Source organism: Pedobacter alpinus, assembly GCF_042684645.1.
Lineage (GTDB): Bacteria > Bacteroidota > Bacteroidia > Sphingobacteriales > Sphingobacteriaceae > Pseudopedobacter > Pseudopedobacter alpinus.
The window spans coordinates 45,267-62,971 of the sequence record NZ_JBHULV010000056.1 but is presented as its reverse complement, the minus strand read 5'-3'; the positions used below and the strand labels follow the sequence as shown (position 1 = coordinate 62,971).

The window sequence follows — 17,705 nt, the reverse complement described above, 5'->3', positions numbered from 1 at the left end:
GCATGTTATTACATTAAGGTTATTAAGTTATAAACAAGGAAAAATTTTAAAAAGATTATATGAATCTTTCACTACTATCAAAGTTCAATTATCCTTTCTATCCCTATCTACTCTAAAAATGTTTCATCGTGTGATACAACAATTAATGTTCCCCGATATTCATTAATGGCTACCGTTAAAATTTCTATGTTTTGAATATCCCCAACTGTCTGAAGAGTTAAGCGTAGCGCTCTTCGGATTCTTTAATAAAAAAGAGTCTCCAGACTCTAGTAAAACAATGATTGCAATCCCATACCGATTTACTAAAGCATAAAAAAACCCTCATAAAATTTATGAAGGCTTTTGTTTGTTTAACGCCTTAAAGTTTAATCGCTAATAATTCATTAGCTAAAGCGTGAAGACCATATTCAATTTTTTGGGCTTGTGTTGCTCTTGGTTTTTTTAATCCTGAAGCATAATGTTGCAACTGCTTCTGATTAATCCCTGTAATCCGCTCTAAAGCAGCGTTTGTAAAAATACCTTTGTAGTAGTTCAATAAACTTTCTGTATCAAATTGATAAACCAATTCATAGTCTCCCTTTAAGAGATCTGGAATATCTTGATTGTACTCCTTATAAAGCGCAATAGCGTCTATAATTGATTGTTTTGCTTCTGCAACAGTTTCTCCTCCACCATAAATGCCTTCTAAATTCTCGGCAAACGAGCTGTATAAATCTGCAGACCTCTCGATGATTACTTTTACCTGTTTCATGTGACTAGTAAAATTTTTAGTGGAGACACCATAGTCTCCATTATTGTTTAATTATTAGAGCAAGCTATCAGTAGCGGCTCATTAGTAAAAAGAGTTGAGCTTATTTAAGTTCCATCTCTTTTATTATTTTTAATCTTAATCCTTCCCCTATCTCTTTTGCTCCATGATATGGAACTGGATAGGTTCTGCCATCTTTCTCATAGATGTAATGACTACCTGCCGTTCTGATGTGATACCATCCATTTTATTTGATTTTGCGATGCAACTCTTTTGATTTCATGTTTATTCATTGTTGTACTAGGTTGATTTTCCAACACAAAGGTAGTCATTATACTACCGTTTGCAAATTTATTTTATTTAAAAAACGTTAATTTAAACATCAGTAGTTAAAATAATTAGAGTAAATCGCAATTCTTTGCTTAAGCAGACACCACCCACAACTGTCTGAAGAGTTAAGCGTAGCGCTCTTCGGATTTTTTTTATAGAAAAGAGTCTCCAGACTCTTAAGACAAGACAATATCATTTTTCGACATCCAATTTTTTTTTTAATGATTAGGGAGTTTGGAAACTCCTAACTATTGTTTAATCCAGAGAGACGTTGCACTTAACGCTCTGGATAGGTAGGAAGCTAATTGCTTGGCAATTTCCTTAGCAACTGATCACAGTTCAATTATCCGATCTATCTCAATCTCCTCTAAAAAATTTTCATCGTGTGATACAACAATTAAATTCCCTCGATATTCATTACTAGCTGCCGTTAAAATTTCTATGTTTTGAATGTGTAAATTATTTTTCGGTTCATCTAATATAATGATGTCTGGCAATTGATTGCTGATGGTTAAACAACACAGTATCAATCGCATTTTTTCACTTCCGCTCATAGCAACACATGGTTTATCTCAATTCTTCAATATAAAAACCTCCCCCAACCCCCTCCTAAGGGGGGAACTTGTCACATGGAAACCTTTTTCAATGATGGGATAAGATGAAGCGAACAAACCTTATACCCTCAATATTCCCTGAACGTAGGATGAGGCTCTCCCCGTCAACTCGCAGAGCACTCATAGCCATTACATCAATCAAAGGTCAGGGTTTTTAGCTATATTAAGCTGACAGAAAGCTAGATACATCAAGTATTTATTTGCAAAATTTATTTTAGATTAGTAAATTTAACCAAACAAAAAACATTTATCAATGGCAATTAGTAACAATCCCCTATTAAAAGGTGTGCATGGGCATATCGACAAAACCGTTGTGGTAAAGCAATACCCATCAGGTAAAACAGTACTTACGGCTTATCCAGATATGAGTAAAGTGAAACTCAGTAAGGCACAATTGGCAGCAAAAGCAGATTTTGGCAAAGCGGTTTTATATGCAAAATCCATCATTCATAATGATGAAAAAAAGAAGGAAGCGACGCAGCGCTTAACAGAAAGAAAAGGGTTATTATACCATGCCCTTATTGCAGAATATATGCGGAATTTGAAATTGCAAAAAGCCTAAGATTTCTTGGGATTTCTCCTACCCCGCTTCGACCCCTCTTCGGTCATCCTACGTTCAACATCGAAGAATTCCCGAAGAAATCTCCTAGCAGACCCTAAGAAAGGTTGATCTTAAAGATGCTGCTCTATAAAAAGATACTATAATTACCCAACTGTCTGAAGAGTTAAGCGTAGCGCCCTTCGGATTTTTTTAATAAAAAAGAGTCTCCAGACGCTATAGACAAGACAATATCATTTTTCGAAATCCAAATTTTTCATTAATGATTAGGGAGTTTGGAAACTCCTAACTATTGTTTAATCCAGAGGTTGCACTTAACGCTCTCTACAGGTAGGATGTTATTTTAACAAATAGATATCTCCTCGCTCACTCGTCGATATGACGCGTATTGCAGAGCCGCCACAACCAGTACCGTCATCTCGATTCGCCTATTTAGCGGAGAGAAATCTCATATGTATTAAATTCGATTCTGCTCATCTATTTTAACTTTTGTAAAATGTTCAACAAGTTTCTTTTACATTTTAATCGCTCAATACTCAATATAACTTGCTCAACAATTATATCATCTTTTTTCCAGTAAAATTCTACTTTCACATGTAAACTAAAGTAGCTTATAGTTTACATTTAAACTGAGATGTAAACTAAATCTATATTTTAAAAACTGATTTATCTGTCAGAATTTATTTTAACGCCTTGCTTATAAATTCCTTGGTATATTATTTGAGTAAAGAATTGCCATGAGCCATTACTTTTTATTGATTACCCTTATTGGTTTAATTGCCTTAAGCATGGCTTGGATACCTGCATTCAGTAAAAAAATTGGCATTTCTTACGCACTCATTTACCTCTTATTGGGAGTGATTTTGTATTTAATTTTTCCTGGGATATTACCCCTACCCGATCCTCAGGCTAACGAAACCTTTACTATACATGCTACAGAAGTTTTGGTAATTATTAGCTTAATGGGCACTGGGATAAAAATTGACCGTCCGTTTACCTTTAAAAATTGGAAAGCGCCACTCCGTTTAGTATTTATTGCCATGATCGTTTGTATGGGCGTCACCGTTTTGTACGGAAATTCTATTTTAGGTTTTGATTTGGCGTCTGCTGTTTTATTAGCAGCGGTTTTAGCACCTACAGATCCTGTTTTAGCATCAGACGTACAAGTTGGACCGCCTAATGATAAAGAAGTTTCTGAAACAAAATTTGCTTTAACAGCAGAAGCAGGAATAAACGATGGAATGGCTTTCCCATTTACTTTTTTAGCCATTACATTAGCTATGATGGCCCAAAACATGAATGGAAGTATTTCCAATTGGTTTGGGATTGATGTTGTTTACCGCATTTTAGTAGGTTTTGCAATTGGCTTTTTAAGCGGCAAATTAATAGGCTTTTTATTGTTTGACCTTACTAAAAAGTTCGAGTTTTTTAAAACCAGAGAAGGCTTTTTGGCCATTTCCTTAACCTTAGCTGTTTACGGAGCAACCGAGTTAGCTGTTGGTTATGGTTTTATTGCTGTTTTTGTCTGTGCTATCACTTTAAGGGCCGCCGAACGTAAACACGATTACCACAGAAATTTACATTCATTTACAGAGCAAATTGAAAAACTTTTAGTAGCCGTGATGTTGGTTTTCTTTGGCGGAAGCTTAGTTACTGGTATTTTAGATGCGTTAACTTGGCAAATGGCTATTTTTAGTATTTTGTTTCTACTAATTATTAGGCCGGTTAGTGCTTATTTAAGTCTTTTTAATATAAAACTAAAGAAATACGAAAGGTTTGCGATAAGTTTTTATGGCATAAGAGGAATGGGTTCTGTTTTCTACTTGGCTTATGCTATGCACACCATTAAATTTGATTATGAAAATGAACTTTGGGCAATAGTTGCATTTACCATATTACTTTCGCTTATTTTACATGGTTTTACTGCTACCAAAATCTTCGGGAAATTAGATAAGAGCAATAAAGCATTAACTGAAAATTAATTTCAAAAAATGTTTTTATTTTATGCTATGCCGTAATTAAAACCACTACAAAACTCAAAAATTATAACTAGTAACCTGAACTCGATTATTATTGAGGATTAATTTTACACATTTTAGTCAAACTACAAACGTTAATTAACGTAAAATTCGCCCTTGGCTGGTGCGGAATAGATGAAACTGCTAAAGCACTTCCATTTATAGCATCAGGCGCAGGCGAGAGTTTTTGGGAACTTTTTTCGGAAAAAAGTGCCTGCCAGTGCCCGGCATGAGGGCAGGAAATACAAGTATTCTTGAAAGCTCTAAATAGAAAATAAATAACCTGAAAAAAGCTTGTGCGGTAGGGGTTTGAGTTTAAATATATGATTATTAACATTTAAATATGAATTAATAATCGAACTGAGGTTAGTAGACAACTACTAGATAATAGACACTTCTCCCTCTTTGGTATGACTTTATAAAAAGAGTTTCCCACGTATGAACATCACCGCCATAAACTCCGCTAAAAATCCAAAACAACATTCTTAAAATACACTAAGGTTCCAAAAATCAGGTTTTTTGAAAATAATTTTTAAAAAGCATTTGTTCGCTAATTGTTCGCACCTTGCTCGTAACACCTTCGCAAAATGGGTACTTTTTGCGAAAAAGTGGCGAACATGGCATGGAGAAAACCCGAACAAGGTAATTTTTTCATTTTTAATACGCCAAATAATAGCTTTAAAAAAATAATTAATTTCAAGCGCATTTTAAAGCGTGTGAGGATTATTCATGGTAATTCCTTTCTTACTCACAGCGAAACACCAAATTTAACGCGGAGTAGCTTAAATCACCGGATTTATTAGCTTGATTCTCTTAATCTTTAATAAAAGACTTTCCATTTACAAAAAGCCCTTCAATATTGGTTTTTTTAAACTAAGCCGCTCTTTTTCTTATTTTTAACGCTATCATATTGCTACCAACAACCAAACCCTTTACCTCTTACGATTCCCTCGCATATTTATTGGCCAAAAAACCAGCTACAATGAGTTGAAAAGCATGGTACAGCATAATAGGTAATAAGATAATGCCCATTTGTGGTGATAAAGGGAACAACACTTTAGACATCACCGTTCCGTGTACCAAAGATTTTTTTGAACCACAAAACAAACAGGTGATCCGATCTTCTCGGTTAAAGCCTAATAACCTACTAGAAATAATAATTAGGATGAAGACAGCAAAAAACAAGAGCGCTACAAATGCATACAAGCTTGCTAAATCTTTCAACTGTAAAGCATCAAAAATATGTGTGCTAAAGGATTCACAAAAGGCTGTATAAACAATAATGAGGATGATGGATTGATCAAATTTTTTAAGTAATGTATGATGCTTTTCTGCAAAGCTTCCCCACTTTTGGTGCAACAAAAAACCTAAAATGACAGGGAGCAGTATCTGCACAAATAATTTTATGATGATACCCCCTAACGGAAAATCTTGCCCTGTTCTTTCGTCATTCATCCAAACCTCCATCCATAAAGGAGTAATAAAAATGCCCAACAGACTAGAAATACTGGCATTAAAAATAGCTGCTGGAATATTCCCTTTAGCAATAGAAACCATCACCACGGATGAAGATACTGTTGATGGTAATGCGGCTAAATAAAAAATACCCAACCAAACAGACGGACTTTGCAAGCTTGGGAATAAATAATGCAGCAGCAATACCAATAGCGGAAACAGCACAAATGTGGAAAAGTGAACCATTAAGTGAAGTTTCCAATTAGATAAACCAGCTTTTAGCTTTTCGGGATTGAGCTTTAATCCATAAAAAAAGAAAATCACCGACACACCATAATTCGCTATTTTAGCTAAAGGGACCGGGCTTTCAGAAGAACCTCCAAATGGATATACAAAAGCTAAAACAATCATCCCAATAATGGCGATTAAGAAACCATCAATTCCAAAATTGGAAGCTTTCCCTTTAAAATTATGGAGTTGCTGTAACATGGACTAATATAAAAATGCATTGCAAAATTAAAGTGGCTAGTGTTGCAATTTTAGCCAAAATTAAAATAGGCTGTGCACCGCCAAATATAAATGCCTATTTTTTCTCTTAATTTTGATTTCAATCATTATCTACTTTTTTACGATAGCTCCAATAAAAAGCAATAGAACCAACTAACTAAAAACTAACTACCCAGAAATAGCATCAATAATATCATACTGCGTAATAATCTCAATTTTCCCGGAGGTATCTTCTACCAAAACAGCAGAATTTTCTTTGTTAATTAAGCCAGATATTTTATCAATAGATGTATTTAAATCTACAAAAGGAAAAGAAGCCGTTTGGATACTCTCTACTTTAGCAGATTTTACCGCGGGGTTTTCTAATAATGCATTTAAAACATCACTTTCAGTAATTCTACCTACAACCATACCTTGTTGTGTAACCGGTATTTGAGAAATATTTAAAGATTTCATGGTATTAATGGCTTCCAAAACTGTTTTATCGCTATCAATAGTGACCATTTCTTGAGGCTCTCTTTTGGCTAAAATAGATTTTGCAGTTAATTTTTCATCTACTAAAAAACCTCTTTCTCGCAACCAATCATCATTAAACATTTTACCCATGTAACGTGTTCCATGATCATGAAAAATAACCACCACCACATCATCCTTTTTTAAATGAGCTTTTAATTGTAATAAACCAGCAATTGCCGCTCCGGCAGAATTTCCAACAAAAATCCCCTCTTTACGGGCAATATCTCGCGTCATTAAAGCTGCGTCTTTATCGGTTACTTTTTCAAATTTATCTATAATGTTAAAGTCAACATTCTTAGGTAAAAAATCTTCTCCAATTCCTTCAGTGATATAAGGGTAAATCTCTTTTTCATCAAAAATACCCGTCTCTTTGTATTTCTTAAAAACAGAGCCATAGGTATCAATTCCCCATACTTTAATGTTAGGGTTTTTCTCTTTCAAATATTTCCCTGTTCCAGATGCTGTACCGCCAGTACCAACGCCAACCACCAAATGCGTGATTTTACCTTCTGTTTGTTCCCAAATTTCTGGCCCTGTTTGTTCGTAATGCGCTAAAGAATTTGCCAAATTATCGTACTGGTTTGGTTTCCAAGAATTTGGGGTTTCTTTCTCTAACCTTGATGATACAGAATAATAGGAACGGGGGTCATCTGGTTCAACATCTGTTGGGCAAACCACCACCTCGGCACCAAAAGCTTTTAAAGCATCCACTTTTTCTTTTGATTGTTTATCTGTTGTTGTAAAAATACATTTATAGCCTTTAATAACTGCTGCAATGGCCAAACCCATACCGGTGTTGCCAGACGTACCTTCTATAATTGTTCCGCCTGGTTTTAAAGCACCGCTTTTTTCAGCTTCCTCAATCATTTTTAGAGCCATACGGTCTTTAATAGAATTTCCTGGGTTTGTAGTTTCTACCTTGGCTAAAACAGTTGCGTCAATTTCTTTAACAATTTTATTGAGCTTAACCAAAGGTGTATTTCCTATTGTTTCTAATATATTATTATACCACATGTGATAAAGTTAATCAAATTAAGGCTGTTTTACTTTAGTTAAACTCGCATAAAATATAAAAACAAACATTATTTTAACAATCTGATTTATCAAAAACATTATTGGGTTTAAAGATAAAATATGGGCTATTTCCAAATTAAATATTAGCGAAAAGCTAAGTATTAGCTAATCCATCTTTCTTTTTTTTATAAACTTATACCGTAACCTAATTTTTATTAGAAGTTAAATTTTTTGGCATAAAATTTAACAGTTGTAAGCTAAAATATTGTTATGTTAATTAGTAGAAATTTAAAACTAAAACTTATCCTATTTTACACATGGAAGAGTTTATTGTATTACACTTTGTTAGCCATTGCTGTATTTTTATTGCATGATTACTATAAAATAATTGACTTAAGTATTCCCTTTAACACCATTACCGCCTTAAGTACTGCTTTAGCAATATTTTTAGGCTTTAAAAACAACTATGCTTATGACAGATGGTGGGAAGCCCGCAAAGTTTGGGGACTTTTAGTAAATTACAGTAGGGTTTGGGAACGTGAAGTTAGGATTTTAATTGGCAAAAATGATTTGGAAGACCAAACAGAGATTAACTCTTTAAAGCGAAAACTAGTTTTTAGGCATATTGGTTTTGTAAATGCATTGCGTGTTTATTTACGTAAAACTAATGGCTTTATTAATAAAAAAGTTGAATTATTTGAAGAAGAAAATCAATATGTAGAAGTTAAAAACTACCTCGATCCGGTAGAATTTGTTCATTTTTACAACAAAAATAACCCCCCAAATTATTTATTAAACGAACAAGGAAAAGATTTAAAAAATGCTTACGATAAAAACTGGATTAAAGAATATCATTTAATAAGATTGGAAGAAACTTTAATTGAGTTTAATAACATTCAAGGGATGTGCGAGAGAATAAAAAACACACCTTTTTTGAGACAATATAGTTTCTTTTCAAGAGTTTTTGTTTTTATACACGCGTCTTTAATTCCTTTTGCTTTTGTAAGTGGTGATTTGCATTTAGCAATGATTCCTATTTCTGTAGCTATTTCTTTTGTGTTTTTAGCTTTAGATTTAATTGGCGAAAGAACAGAAGATCCTTTTGAAAACCGATTAGAAGATGTTTCTATGACTGCACTTTGTACAGCAATAGAAAGAGACTTAAAGGAAAGTATTGAAGAACCATCTTTACCAGAGAAAATAAAATCAAATGCAGATGGTGTTTTAATGTAATCATATCAATAATATATCCCCTTCGCAAAAGCCGATAAAAAAAAAGCCATTCCGAAAAATCGAAATGGCTTTTTTAAAGAAAATCTAAAATTAGATAGACTTAATGATATCTCTTAAACCTAAAGCTTTAATGATAGCTCTGTATCTGTTAATATCTTTTTTGAAAAGGTAAGCTAATAAAGCTCTTCTTTTACCTACTAATTTTTGTAATGATAACTGAGTAGAAAAATCTTTTTTGTTTTTCTTTAAGTGACCAGTTAAATGTGCAATTCTGTAAGTGAATAATGCTACCTGACCCTCTGCAGAACCTGTGTTAGTTTCTACTTCTCCGTGTTGTGCGAAGATTTCTTTCTTCTTTTCTGTACTTAAATACATTCTTGAATAATATTAAAGTTGTTAAAATTCATTTTTTAACAGGCTGCAAATGTAAGCTTATTTATTTATTATTCAAACAATTAATTGGCAAAATTATCTAAATCTAAAGTCCAATCGTAGCTACCATAATTTAATTTAGGGTTGCTTTCTTCTGGTATCAATTTAAATTCTTTTAAAATTTTCTTAGTGCCAAATTTTCCACCAAAATCTCCTCTAAACCAGCTTGTAAGTGTAGATGTGGTAACAACATCTTTAGCATTATCATATTTGGTATATTGGGTTAGGTAAACTTTTGTAGCATTTTGTAATTGGTTATTAACTGTTTTAGCTTCATAAATTCTAACCGGCGGGCAACTTTTAGCACCGCAGTTAATTGCAAAATGAATACGATAGTCTCTATTTTTAACTCTCAAATTTCGCTCAAAGCCTGATGGAAATAACTTGCCAACATAACCTAAACCAAATTTGAACTGAGATTTCCTAATCATTCCATTCTCAATATCATCAAAACTTAAAACATTGCCAGCAATTTCAACCTGTTTTTTTCCAAAAAAAGCAGTTCTATCGTCAAATAGTTTTTTATCGTTTTTAAGAATAGCTATAATATATCCGTTGTAAATATTTATCCAAAAGGCTTTTCTTTGTTCATCTAATGGTAAACCTTCTTCTAATTCCTTTTCACTAATATTTGCCAAGGTTGTTTGAATAGCGGCAACATCTTTATTAGCTTTTAAGTTGCTTAAAAGATTTTCTGATAATATGTTAAATTTTGTTGTTGCAATTGGATTTTCATTTACTGATGGTTTTTTAATACCGCAGCTGCCCATAATAGCAAAAACAATAAGAATTGTTAAAGTTTTCATTGTATTAATTTTCATAATTTGGAATCTTATTTTTATATAAAGACGTAATTTAATATAACTTGGTTTTTTATTTACGCAAATTGTAAATTACAAAGGGCAATTATTAATATGTTTTTAAGTATAATTATTCCAACATATAACGAGAGCGAAAATATTTCGAATCTTATCACGCTATTACAAAAATCTCACCATAAAAACTTAGAATTAATTGTAATTGATGGGGGAAGTTCAGATAATACAGAAGCTGTAGTAAATTCTTTAGGCGTTCAATTTTACAAATCGCCAAGAAAAGGAAGAGCACTGCAATTAAATTATGGTGCAAGCAAAAGCAAAGGAGATGTTTTATATTTTGTACATGCAGACACTTTGCCTCCAGAAAGCTATTTAGAAGACATAGAAAATGCTTTATCAGAAAAATTTAAGATAGGATGTTACCGCTTTAGGTTTAATTCTAATAAAAAAATGTTAAAGTTTAATGCATTTTGCACTCGTTTTGATAGGTTAATGTTTAGAGGGGGAGATCAATCTCTTTTTATTACTAAAGAGTTATTTACACAATTGGGTGGTTATTGCGAAAATCATAAAATAATGGAAGATTATGACATTATTATAAGAGCCAGAAAAACAGAACGCTTTAAAATTATACCCAAAGATGTAATAGTTTCTGCTAGAAAGTACGATTTTAACAGTTACCTAAAAGTGAATATTGCTAACTTAATTGCTTTTACAATGTATTACGCAAAAGCAGATCATGATAGGATCATAAGTGTTTACAAAAAGCTATTGAATCATCAAAAAAACGAATTGAAATATTAATTTATGGAGAAAAAGATTTGTGGCATACAGCAAATAGGTTTAGGATGTAGTGATATTCAACAATCGTGGAAATGGTATCGTAAATATTTTAATATGGATGTCCCTGTTTTTGAAGATATAGCAGAAGCCGCTTTGATGACACAATATACAGGCAACAAAGTGCATAAACGCCATGCCATTTTAGCCATGAATATGCAAGGAGGAGGTGGTTTTGAACTTTGGCAATTTACCAATCGTAAACCTGCAATAGGTGCCCAAGATTTGAAGATTGGAGATTTTGGCATCAACATGATTAAAATTAAGTGCAGAGACGTAGCCCAAACTTTTGATTCTTTTAAAAAAGAAAATCTGAACCTTAAAAGCAGTTTACAAAAATCGCCGGAAGGTAAACTACATTTTTACATTGCAGACCCTTACCAAAATTTATTCGAAATTACAGAAAGCGAAAGTTGGTTTAGTAAAGACAAGAATTTAACGGGTGGTGTTTGTGGTATTACCATCGGTGTTTCTGATATAGAAAAATCTTTGAAATTATATAGAGATGCTTTAGGTTACGATGTAATTGTTTATGATGAAACCGATGAATTTGAGGATTTAAAAGATTTAAACGAAGCTAAAACAAAATTTAGAAGAGTACTACTTAAACACTCGGAAACAAAATCTGGAGGATTTAGTAGGCTTTATGGTGATACAGAAATAGAGCTATTACAAAGAACAGATAACACTGCAACTAAAATTTACAAAAACCGTTATTGGGGTGATGTAGGATTTATACATGTTTGTTTTGATGTAATTGGCATGAAGGCTTTAAAACAACAATGTGCAAAAGCCGGTTTTAACTTTACAGTTGATAGTGAAAATAGTTTCGATATGGGTAAAGCTGCTGGTCATTTCGCATACATTGCCGACCCTGATGGTACATTAATAGAATTTGTAGAAACCCACAAAGTACCTATTTTAAAAAAATTAGGAATCTATTTAAACCTGAGAAACAGAAATCCTGATAAAAATTTACCCAACTGGTTGGTGAAATGTTTGGCTTTTGCCAGAGTTAAAGATTGATATATTTTGTAATTTCTCCTCTTAATCTTTTTAGTTCTTCTATTTTTTCCTTCTTTATTTTAGGATTATTTTGTTGTCTAAAAAGATTAAATTCTGAGAAGTTAATATAGTACAAGCCAAACAAACCTGCTATAATTGCTACTGAAAACAAGTAATTATGAAACCCATAATTCAGAAAAAAACTAATGGTAAATATGTAGAGTGGATACATAGCCAATGACAAAACCATACGCACAGAACTTTTGAACTGTCTTTCCTTTATTTTGGTATTGATAGTGTTTTCTAAAAAATGAGAAGGAATAGCATTGAGTATGTAACCAAGTATATAAAAAGGAAAAGTTAATCCGGCTTTAAATTTAGATAAGCTATTTTTAGCAACAGCCGCATCTTTAACTTCTTCGGTTTTTAAATAATTGAAATAGAGTAGCACCTTTTGTCTTATTTCTTCAAAAACTTGCATATCGCTAATTCTTAAATTTTCTAACTCTGCTATTGTTGCGATTTGCTTATTTAAAAATGATTCCTCTAATAGCAAATCATCATTTCTTTTCATTTCTAAAACAGCTTCATAAAAAAAATCATCTTCAATTTTTTCTATATAAACCATATTCTTACGTAATAAATCGTAAGTGCTTTTCATTAACAGTTTATTAAATTCAAATTCGTTTTTGTTTGCTAAAACTTTAATGTCGTTTACTAAAATAGGTTCAGCAAAAGTTAAACTTGCTTCGGTATAAAATTCATCTGGTTTGCTGTAATTTAAGGTAATGGCTTGCACTCTTAAATTAGGCAAATCTGCATTAAACGCTAAATGAACAAAACCTGTTTTAAAAGCTCTTAACCGTTTTTCAATCACACAATTTCCTTCCGGAAAAATCACTATTGCTCCATTATTACTTAAAATTTCTTGGCATTTCAAAAAAACCGCATCATTATTCTTTAGTGCTTCTCTCCCATCCCTAATTCTATAAATTGGCATCATATTTAATTGTCCAAAAAACCAACGCTTAAAAGGGGTATTAAAAACATCAGACCTTACTAAGAAATGCAATTTTCTTTTACAGTTTATAGCAATCAAAATAGCATCCATAAAAGAATTACCATGGTTTGCGCAAATGATAACAGGATGCTTGTTTTCAAATTTATCAGGATTGAATAACCTTATTTTCTTGAAATAGAAATAACAAGTGATTTTTATAAGTGCATGAAATAGGCAATATATCATATTTTAATTAGCCTTAAAACTAATCATTCTTTATGATGAAGAAAGAACAAAAAATCAACTTACCTGTAAAGCGAAATTTTACTTAAATACAGCTTTTAATGTGATAACCAGCTGTTCGACATGTCCAGCTGTTCGAAATGTTCCGAAGGGCATGTCGAACTTTTTAATAAGGTGGATTTGTAATCCACTTAACCAAAATTAACAAGTTCTAATAAACCTTCTCTAACACCATAAATTTGCCCACAACTACTATAAAGATAATCTTCTTCTTTTTCAACTAAACCTGCTCTAACTGGGTTAAAGTGAATATAATCTTGCTTAATATTAAAAAATTTTAATTCGATTATTTCTTCTGCGTGATAACCTTCCTGCCAAAATAAAATTGATTCTTCCTTTTTCAACAACCATAACATCCAGTTTTTCCTGCTATCTTTGGGGTTGGCTTCAATTGCCTCCGTAATTTTGGTTGCCGTAAATTTTTTGAAATCTCTAATGATATCACTCAAATTATCCTTATTTGTACCAATAATGAAGTGAATATGGTTTGTCATCACAACCTATGAAAATATCTCTAAACCTTTATTTTTTTGGTAATATTTTAGACTTTCTAACAATATGTTCACATAATCTTTTCGTGTAAAAACATCCACCCATTGGTTTACTGAACAAGTAATAAAATAAATACCTTGTTGGTTGTAAATTCTATAGGTAAAGCCATATTTAAATATTGCGTTTTAAAATTTAATATGCAAATTAATTGGTTATTGGGGGATTGGAAATCCCCTTTATTTATGAGTTCGACATGCCCTTTGGAACATGTCGAACAGCGAAAACCTGAATCAAAAACATAATTAAAATACTTATTCCTATTCAATAAATTTTTACTTTCGGTTTATAATGCAAAAAAGCAAAATCATCACTCACTTTAACAATTTGTATGCACTTAATAAAGAACAAAAACTTTATTTAACGGTGCATAGTAAGAGGTTCGAGATTATTTTAAATTGGTTAAGAAATAAAGATTTAAAAACTGCTTTAGATATTGGCCCTTCTTTTTTGAGCGAATTATTGTATCCTAAATTTCAACATCATCTTTATTTAATGGGTTTTGATAGTGAAAATAGTTTAGGTGGCCATTTAGTAAGTAATACCATCATCAAAAAAACAAATTTTATTGCGCAAGATTTAAACTTTTTAGATACACATAAAATCACAGAAAAATTTGATCTGATTATTTGTGCTGAAGTGCTAGAACATTTATATACATCCCCAAATAAATTATTTAGAAACCTATTTTCGCTAATTAATAAAGAAGGCTATTTAATTATACAAACCCCAAATGCGGTAGCTTTACGCAAAAGGTTATTGATGGTATTTGGCAAAAACCCCTTTGAAATTCCTAGAGAAAATTTGGAAAATCCTGGTCATTATAGAGAGTACACATTAAAAGAGCTAAAAACAATGGCGCTAAAAAGTGGCTTTACTATTGATACAGTAATACAAGATGAATATTTTGAATATCCATCTTTACTTTCCAAAACTTACCGAATGTTTAAAAAAATAATTCCGCCCGGATTAAGAAGTGGAATAACATTAATACTAAAAAAAGCTAAATAACATCATTAACACTTAGAAATAATGTTATTTGATATAAAAAATACTATTACATGACGGATATAAGATACTCAAGATTTACTACAGAACACAAAGTCCGCCCGGATGATATTGACATGTTTAACCATGTACACAACAGTATTTATTTAGATTATGTATTAGCCGCCCGTTACGAGCAAATGGAAACCTGTTACGGTATGTCTATGGAAAAGTTTTTAGAAATGGGATTTGGTTGGGTAGTAAAAACGGTTCAGATAGACTATAAACGCCCTTTAGAATTAGGAAATACTTTTTCTGTTGAAACAGGAATTACAGAAATTAATAAAAAAGGTTGCAGAATTACCTTTGATATTGTAAATCTGAAAACGAAAAAAACCAGCACAAGCGGCTGGTTTGATTTTGTAATGATTGATTTAAAAACCGGAAGAGGCGTTGAAGTAAGTGAAGAAATGATTCAACTTTATAGTATTTAAGAGCCTCACCCCAACCCTCTCCGAAGGAGAGGGAGTTAATGCAAACGCTAACTAATTAAAACTAACAACCTAACCAACCAATTAAAAACTAACAAACCAACCAACTAACCAACTAAAGCTTCTTCAATTAACAGGCTATAAAAGTCTTTCATTTTCATTCCGGCAGCTCTAACCTGTTGCGGAATAATACTATTTTCTGACTGCCCAGGAACGGTGTTAATCTCAATGAAATAAAAATCTTCAGTGAAATCCTGTAAAATAAAATCTACCCTAACCATACCTCGGCAATTTAGCTTTGCAAAAACAGCCTTTACAATCTCACCTACTTTATCGGTTGTTTCTTGTGGTAAAACTGCTGGAGTAATCTCCTCTGTCATTCCAGTAGTGTATTTAGCCTCAAAGTCAAAAAACTCTTTTGAAGACTTTATTTCAGTAATTGGTAAAACAACCACTTCTCCTTTAGTTTTGTAAATACCAACAGTAAATTCTCTGCCTTTAATAAACTCTTCTACTAAAACCTGACTGTCTTCTGCAAAAGCTTTTGCTAAAGCGCTCCTTAACTCTTCCCATTTGTTTACTTTTGACATTCCAATGCTGCTGCCACCGCTGTTTGGTTTAATAAAAAGAGGTAGTTTTAACTGGCTCTTAACTTCTTGTTCTTGTGTTTCGTTCTCACCAAAAAGTTGTATAGATTGCGCTACATTAAGACTATTAATGCCGCTTACTACTGCTTTTGTATAACCTTTATTCATTGTTAAGGCAGATGTTGTTGCATCGCAAGTAGTATATGGAATTCCTAATAAATCAAAATAACCTTGAAATTTACCATCCTCGCCAGGGCTACCATGTATAATAATGAAAACAGCATCAAATTTAATTTTAGATTCATTTACAGAAATACTAAAATCATTTTTATCAACATTCACTTTTTGGTTATTATCCAATAAATAATACCACTCCTCATCGCTAATAATTATTTTGTAAACATTATACAAATTATAATCTAATTGCGTTTCTATCTGTTTAGCACTATTTAAAGAAACCACAGATTCTCCAGTATATCCGCCCGCTAGCAGAGCAATGTTTTTTTTCATTAAAATTAATTAATTGATTGCCAATTGAGCAATGCTGTTTATAGCTCAAATATAAATTTTATCTTTAATTTTGGCTAAGTTTGAAAAATAAATAAATCCCGTAAATGAGTAAATTCTTTAAATACTTAGCAACTCCAGAATTCAGAAAGCAAGCAATAATTGCTTTTACGGTGCTTACAATATTTCTTTTTATACTGTTTTTTAGTTTGAGATATTACACTCGCCATGGTGAGGGTAAGCCAGTACCAAATTTTAGAGGTTTGAATATTGAAAAAGCTATTGAAATTTTAGAAGAGCAAGGTTTTAGGTATCAAATAGATTCGGTTTTTATTTTAGATAAACCAGCAGGTTTAGTTACAGAACAAGACCCAGATCCTAATACCAATGTTAAAGAAAACAGGATGATTTATTTAACCATTGTGAGCTCTCAAACCCCAGATGTTAATTTCCCTGATATTGAGAACAAGACCTTTATTGAAGTGAGAGCTATGTTAAGCAATTACGGACTTAAATTGGGTGATACTTCTTACAAACCAGATATTGCTAGAGATGCAGTATTATCATTTAGCTATGCTGGTCAAACACTAAGAGTGGGGCAAAAAATACCAAAAGGCAGCAGAATTGATTTGGTTTTAGGTGATGGTTATGGAGCCAGCGAGGTAGAATTACCTAATTTAGTTGGGCTAACTTTAAGCGAAGCCATGTTTTCTATTAAAGGTGCGTCTTTAACAATTGGAGACTTAAGTTATGAGGGGGTTGTACAAGATTCTGCAAATGCTGTAATTAAGTATCAATATCCATCTTATGTACCAGATTCTTTGGCTAAAGTAAGTATTGGCACCAAAATTAATTTAGTTTTAAGTAACCAAAATTAATGGAAGATATACAAGTTGAAGAATTTGCAGATTTGTTGAAATCATCAGTTAAATTACAACTAATAGATGTGCGTGAGCAATTGGAATACCATACCTATAATATTGGCGGACTCAATATTCCGTTAGGAACTTTAAGTGGATTAATTGAAGAAGATGATTTAGAATTAGACCCAAACCAACCAGTTATTGTAATTTGCCAAAGAGGTTTAAGAAGTAAAACCGCCAAGTTAATTTTAGAAAATGCTGGTTACCACCAAACAAGAAATTTAATAGGTGGTTTATTAAAATTACAAAGAGTTTTAAATACAAAATAA

The 17,705-nt window shown here is 32.3% G+C and carries 18 protein-coding genes and 1 pseudogene; 9 read left to right on the top strand and 10 right to left on the bottom strand.

Going from position 1 to position 17,705, the window contains the following annotated elements; all coding sequences use genetic code 11:
- Positions 1-358: 358 nt before the first annotated feature.
- The 3 genes and pseudogenes from ACFSSE_RS17645 to ACFSSE_RS17635 form a co-directional block, all read right to left on the bottom strand.
- The gene (locus ACFSSE_RS17645) at positions 359-751 is read right to left on the bottom strand and encodes a type II toxin-antitoxin system HicB family antitoxin (RefSeq protein ID WP_379045072.1); all 393 of its coding nucleotides are present in this window, start codon (positions 749-751) and stop codon (positions 359-361) included.
- 100 nt (positions 752-851) lie between these two features.
- Positions 852-983, bottom strand: a pseudogene (locus ACFSSE_RS17640) (type II toxin-antitoxin system HicA family toxin); the annotation flags it as partial.
- A gap of 427 nt (positions 984-1,410) precedes the next feature.
- A complete protein-coding gene (locus tag ACFSSE_RS17635) occupies positions 1,411-1,632 on the bottom strand; it encodes a hypothetical protein (RefSeq protein WP_379045075.1) in 222 nt (73 codons plus the stop codon).
- Positions 1,633-1,945: 313 nt separating this feature from the next.
- On the opposite strand from ACFSSE_RS17635, the gene ACFSSE_RS17630 reads away from it, so the two are divergent.
- Both ACFSSE_RS17630 and ACFSSE_RS17625 read left to right on the top strand, forming a co-directional pair.
- On the top strand, positions 1,946-2,254 hold the full coding sequence (locus ACFSSE_RS17630) for a hypothetical protein (protein WP_379045078.1): 309 nt from the start codon (positions 1,946-1,948) through the stop codon (positions 2,252-2,254).
- A gap of 734 nt (positions 2,255-2,988) precedes the next feature.
- Entirely contained in the window at positions 2,989-4,233 is a 1,245-nt protein-coding gene (locus ACFSSE_RS17625; RefSeq protein WP_379045080.1) for a cation:proton antiporter, read from the top strand.
- Positions 4,234-5,208: 975 nt separating this feature from the next.
- On the opposite strand, the gene ACFSSE_RS17620 is transcribed toward ACFSSE_RS17625, so the two are convergent.
- Complete coding sequence (locus tag ACFSSE_RS17620) at positions 5,209-6,213, bottom strand: bile acid:sodium symporter family protein (protein WP_379045083.1); 1,005 nt, start codon at positions 6,211-6,213, stop codon at positions 5,209-5,211.
- 186 nt (positions 6,214-6,399) lie between these two features.
- Positions 6,400-7,761: a pyridoxal-phosphate dependent enzyme gene (locus tag ACFSSE_RS17615; protein ID WP_379045086.1), complete on the bottom strand. Its 1,362-nt coding sequence runs from the start codon at positions 7,759-7,761 to the stop codon at positions 6,400-6,402.
- A gap of 270 nt (positions 7,762-8,031) precedes the next feature.
- On the opposite strand from ACFSSE_RS17615, the gene ACFSSE_RS17610 reads away from it, so the two are divergent.
- Positions 8,032-8,994 carry a bestrophin family protein gene (locus tag ACFSSE_RS17610; RefSeq protein ID WP_379045089.1) on the top strand — a complete coding sequence of 321 codons (963 nt, stop codon included), beginning with the start codon at positions 8,032-8,034 and terminating at the stop codon, positions 8,992-8,994.
- Between the two features lie 90 nt (positions 8,995-9,084).
- On the opposite strand, the gene rpsO is transcribed toward ACFSSE_RS17610, so the two are convergent.
- On the bottom strand, positions 9,085-9,369 hold the full coding sequence (rpsO, locus tag ACFSSE_RS17605; RefSeq protein WP_379045092.1) for a 30S ribosomal protein S15: 285 nt from the start codon (positions 9,367-9,369) through the stop codon (positions 9,085-9,087).
- A gap of 80 nt (positions 9,370-9,449) precedes the next feature.
- Complete coding sequence (locus ACFSSE_RS17600) at positions 9,450-10,232, bottom strand: DUF547 domain-containing protein (protein WP_379101057.1); 783 nt, start codon at positions 10,230-10,232, stop codon at positions 9,450-9,452.
- 108 nt (positions 10,233-10,340) lie between these two features.
- On the opposite strand from ACFSSE_RS17600, the gene ACFSSE_RS17595 reads away from it, so the two are divergent.
- On the top strand, positions 10,341-11,048 hold the full coding sequence (locus ACFSSE_RS17595) for a TIGR04283 family arsenosugar biosynthesis glycosyltransferase (protein ID WP_379045098.1): 708 nt from the start codon (positions 10,341-10,343) through the stop codon (positions 11,046-11,048).
- Between the two features lie 3 nt (positions 11,049-11,051).
- Positions 11,052-12,110: a VOC family protein gene (locus ACFSSE_RS17590; protein WP_379045101.1), complete on the top strand. Its 1,059-nt coding sequence runs from the start codon at positions 11,052-11,054 to the stop codon at positions 12,108-12,110.
- Here ACFSSE_RS17590 and ACFSSE_RS17585 read toward each other — a convergent pair.
- Complete coding sequence (locus tag ACFSSE_RS17585; RefSeq protein ID WP_379045104.1) at positions 12,100-13,335, bottom strand: 1-acyl-sn-glycerol-3-phosphate acyltransferase; 1,236 nt, start codon at positions 13,333-13,335, stop codon at positions 12,100-12,102. The genes ACFSSE_RS17590 and ACFSSE_RS17585 overlap by 11 nt on opposite strands.
- Positions 13,336-13,523: 188 nt before the next feature.
- Positions 13,524-13,886 carry a transposase gene (locus ACFSSE_RS17580; RefSeq protein WP_379045107.1) on the bottom strand — a complete coding sequence of 121 codons (363 nt, stop codon included), beginning with the start codon at positions 13,884-13,886 and terminating at the stop codon, positions 13,524-13,526.
- Positions 13,887-14,232: 346 nt separating this feature from the next.
- Here ACFSSE_RS17580 and ACFSSE_RS17575 point away from each other — a divergent pair, with 346 nt between their 5' ends.
- Both ACFSSE_RS17575 and ACFSSE_RS17570 read left to right on the top strand, forming a co-directional pair.
- A complete protein-coding gene (locus ACFSSE_RS17575; RefSeq protein ID WP_379045110.1) occupies positions 14,233-14,952 on the top strand; it encodes a class I SAM-dependent methyltransferase in 720 nt (239 codons plus the stop codon).
- Positions 14,953-15,002: 50 nt separating this feature from the next.
- On the top strand, positions 15,003-15,422 hold the full coding sequence (locus ACFSSE_RS17570; protein ID WP_379045113.1) for an acyl-CoA thioesterase: 420 nt from the start codon (positions 15,003-15,005) through the stop codon (positions 15,420-15,422).
- Positions 15,423-15,526: 104 nt separating this feature from the next.
- Here ACFSSE_RS17570 and ACFSSE_RS17565 read toward each other — a convergent pair whose 3' ends face one another.
- Positions 15,527-16,516 (bottom strand): D-alanine--D-alanine ligase, encoded by a 990-nt coding sequence (locus tag ACFSSE_RS17565; protein WP_379045116.1) that lies wholly within the window; start codon positions 16,514-16,516, stop codon positions 15,527-15,529.
- A gap of 104 nt (positions 16,517-16,620) precedes the next feature.
- Here ACFSSE_RS17565 and ACFSSE_RS17560 point away from each other — a divergent pair, with 104 nt between their 5' ends.
- Both ACFSSE_RS17560 and ACFSSE_RS17555 read left to right on the top strand, forming a co-directional pair.
- Positions 16,621-17,391 carry a PASTA domain-containing protein gene (locus ACFSSE_RS17560; RefSeq protein ID WP_379045119.1) on the top strand — a complete coding sequence of 257 codons (771 nt, stop codon included), beginning with the start codon at positions 16,621-16,623 and terminating at the stop codon, positions 17,389-17,391.
- Complete coding sequence (locus ACFSSE_RS17555) at positions 17,391-17,705, top strand: rhodanese-like domain-containing protein (RefSeq protein WP_379045122.1); 315 nt, start codon at positions 17,391-17,393, stop codon at positions 17,703-17,705. The genes ACFSSE_RS17560 and ACFSSE_RS17555 overlap by 1 nt, the downstream gene beginning before the upstream one ends.

Bases quoted from the DNA above. Each gene is read 5' to 3' on its own strand.
- ACFSSE_RS17645 (WP_379045072.1), bottom strand. From the start codon at position 751: ATGAAACAGGTAAAAGTAATCATCGAGAGGTCTGCAGATTTATACAGC.
- ACFSSE_RS17635 (WP_379045075.1), bottom strand. From the start codon at position 1,632: ATGAGCGGAAGTGAAAAAATGCGATTGATACTGTGTTGTTTAACCATC.
- ACFSSE_RS17630 (WP_379045078.1), top strand. From the start codon at position 1,946: ATGGCAATTAGTAACAATCCCCTATTAAAAGGTGTGCATGGGCATATC.
- ACFSSE_RS17625 (WP_379045080.1), top strand. From the start codon at position 2,989: ATGAGCCATTACTTTTTATTGATTACCCTTATTGGTTTAATTGCCTTA.
- ACFSSE_RS17620 (WP_379045083.1), bottom strand. From the start codon at position 6,213: ATGTTACAGCAACTCCATAATTTTAAAGGGAAAGCTTCCAATTTTGGA.
- ACFSSE_RS17615 (WP_379045086.1), bottom strand. From the start codon at position 7,761: ATGTGGTATAATAATATATTAGAAACAATAGGAAATACACCTTTGGTT.
- ACFSSE_RS17610 (WP_379045089.1), top strand. From the start codon at position 8,032: ATGTTAATTAGTAGAAATTTAAAACTAAAACTTATCCTATTTTACACA.
- rpsO (WP_379045092.1), bottom strand. From the start codon at position 9,369: ATGTATTTAAGTACAGAAAAGAAGAAAGAAATCTTCGCACAACACGGA.
- ACFSSE_RS17600 (WP_379101057.1), bottom strand. From the start codon at position 10,232: ATGAAAACTTTAACAATTCTTATTGTTTTTGCTATTATGGGCAGCTGC.
- ACFSSE_RS17595 (WP_379045098.1), top strand. From the start codon at position 10,341: ATGTTTTTAAGTATAATTATTCCAACATATAACGAGAGCGAAAATATT.
- ACFSSE_RS17590 (WP_379045101.1), top strand. From the start codon at position 11,052: ATGGAGAAAAAGATTTGTGGCATACAGCAAATAGGTTTAGGATGTAGT.
- ACFSSE_RS17585 (WP_379045104.1), bottom strand. From the start codon at position 13,335: ATGATATATTGCCTATTTCATGCACTTATAAAAATCACTTGTTATTTC.
- ACFSSE_RS17580 (WP_379045107.1), bottom strand. From the start codon at position 13,886: ATGACAAACCATATTCACTTCATTATTGGTACAAATAAGGATAATTTG.
- ACFSSE_RS17575 (WP_379045110.1), top strand. From the start codon at position 14,233: ATGCAAAAAAGCAAAATCATCACTCACTTTAACAATTTGTATGCACTT.
- ACFSSE_RS17570 (WP_379045113.1), top strand. From the start codon at position 15,003: ATGACGGATATAAGATACTCAAGATTTACTACAGAACACAAAGTCCGC.
- ACFSSE_RS17565 (WP_379045116.1), bottom strand. From the start codon at position 16,516: ATGAAAAAAAACATTGCTCTGCTAGCGGGCGGATATACTGGAGAATCT.
- ACFSSE_RS17560 (WP_379045119.1), top strand. From the start codon at position 16,621: ATGAGTAAATTCTTTAAATACTTAGCAACTCCAGAATTCAGAAAGCAA.
- ACFSSE_RS17555 (WP_379045122.1), top strand. From the start codon at position 17,391: ATGGAAGATATACAAGTTGAAGAATTTGCAGATTTGTTGAAATCATCA.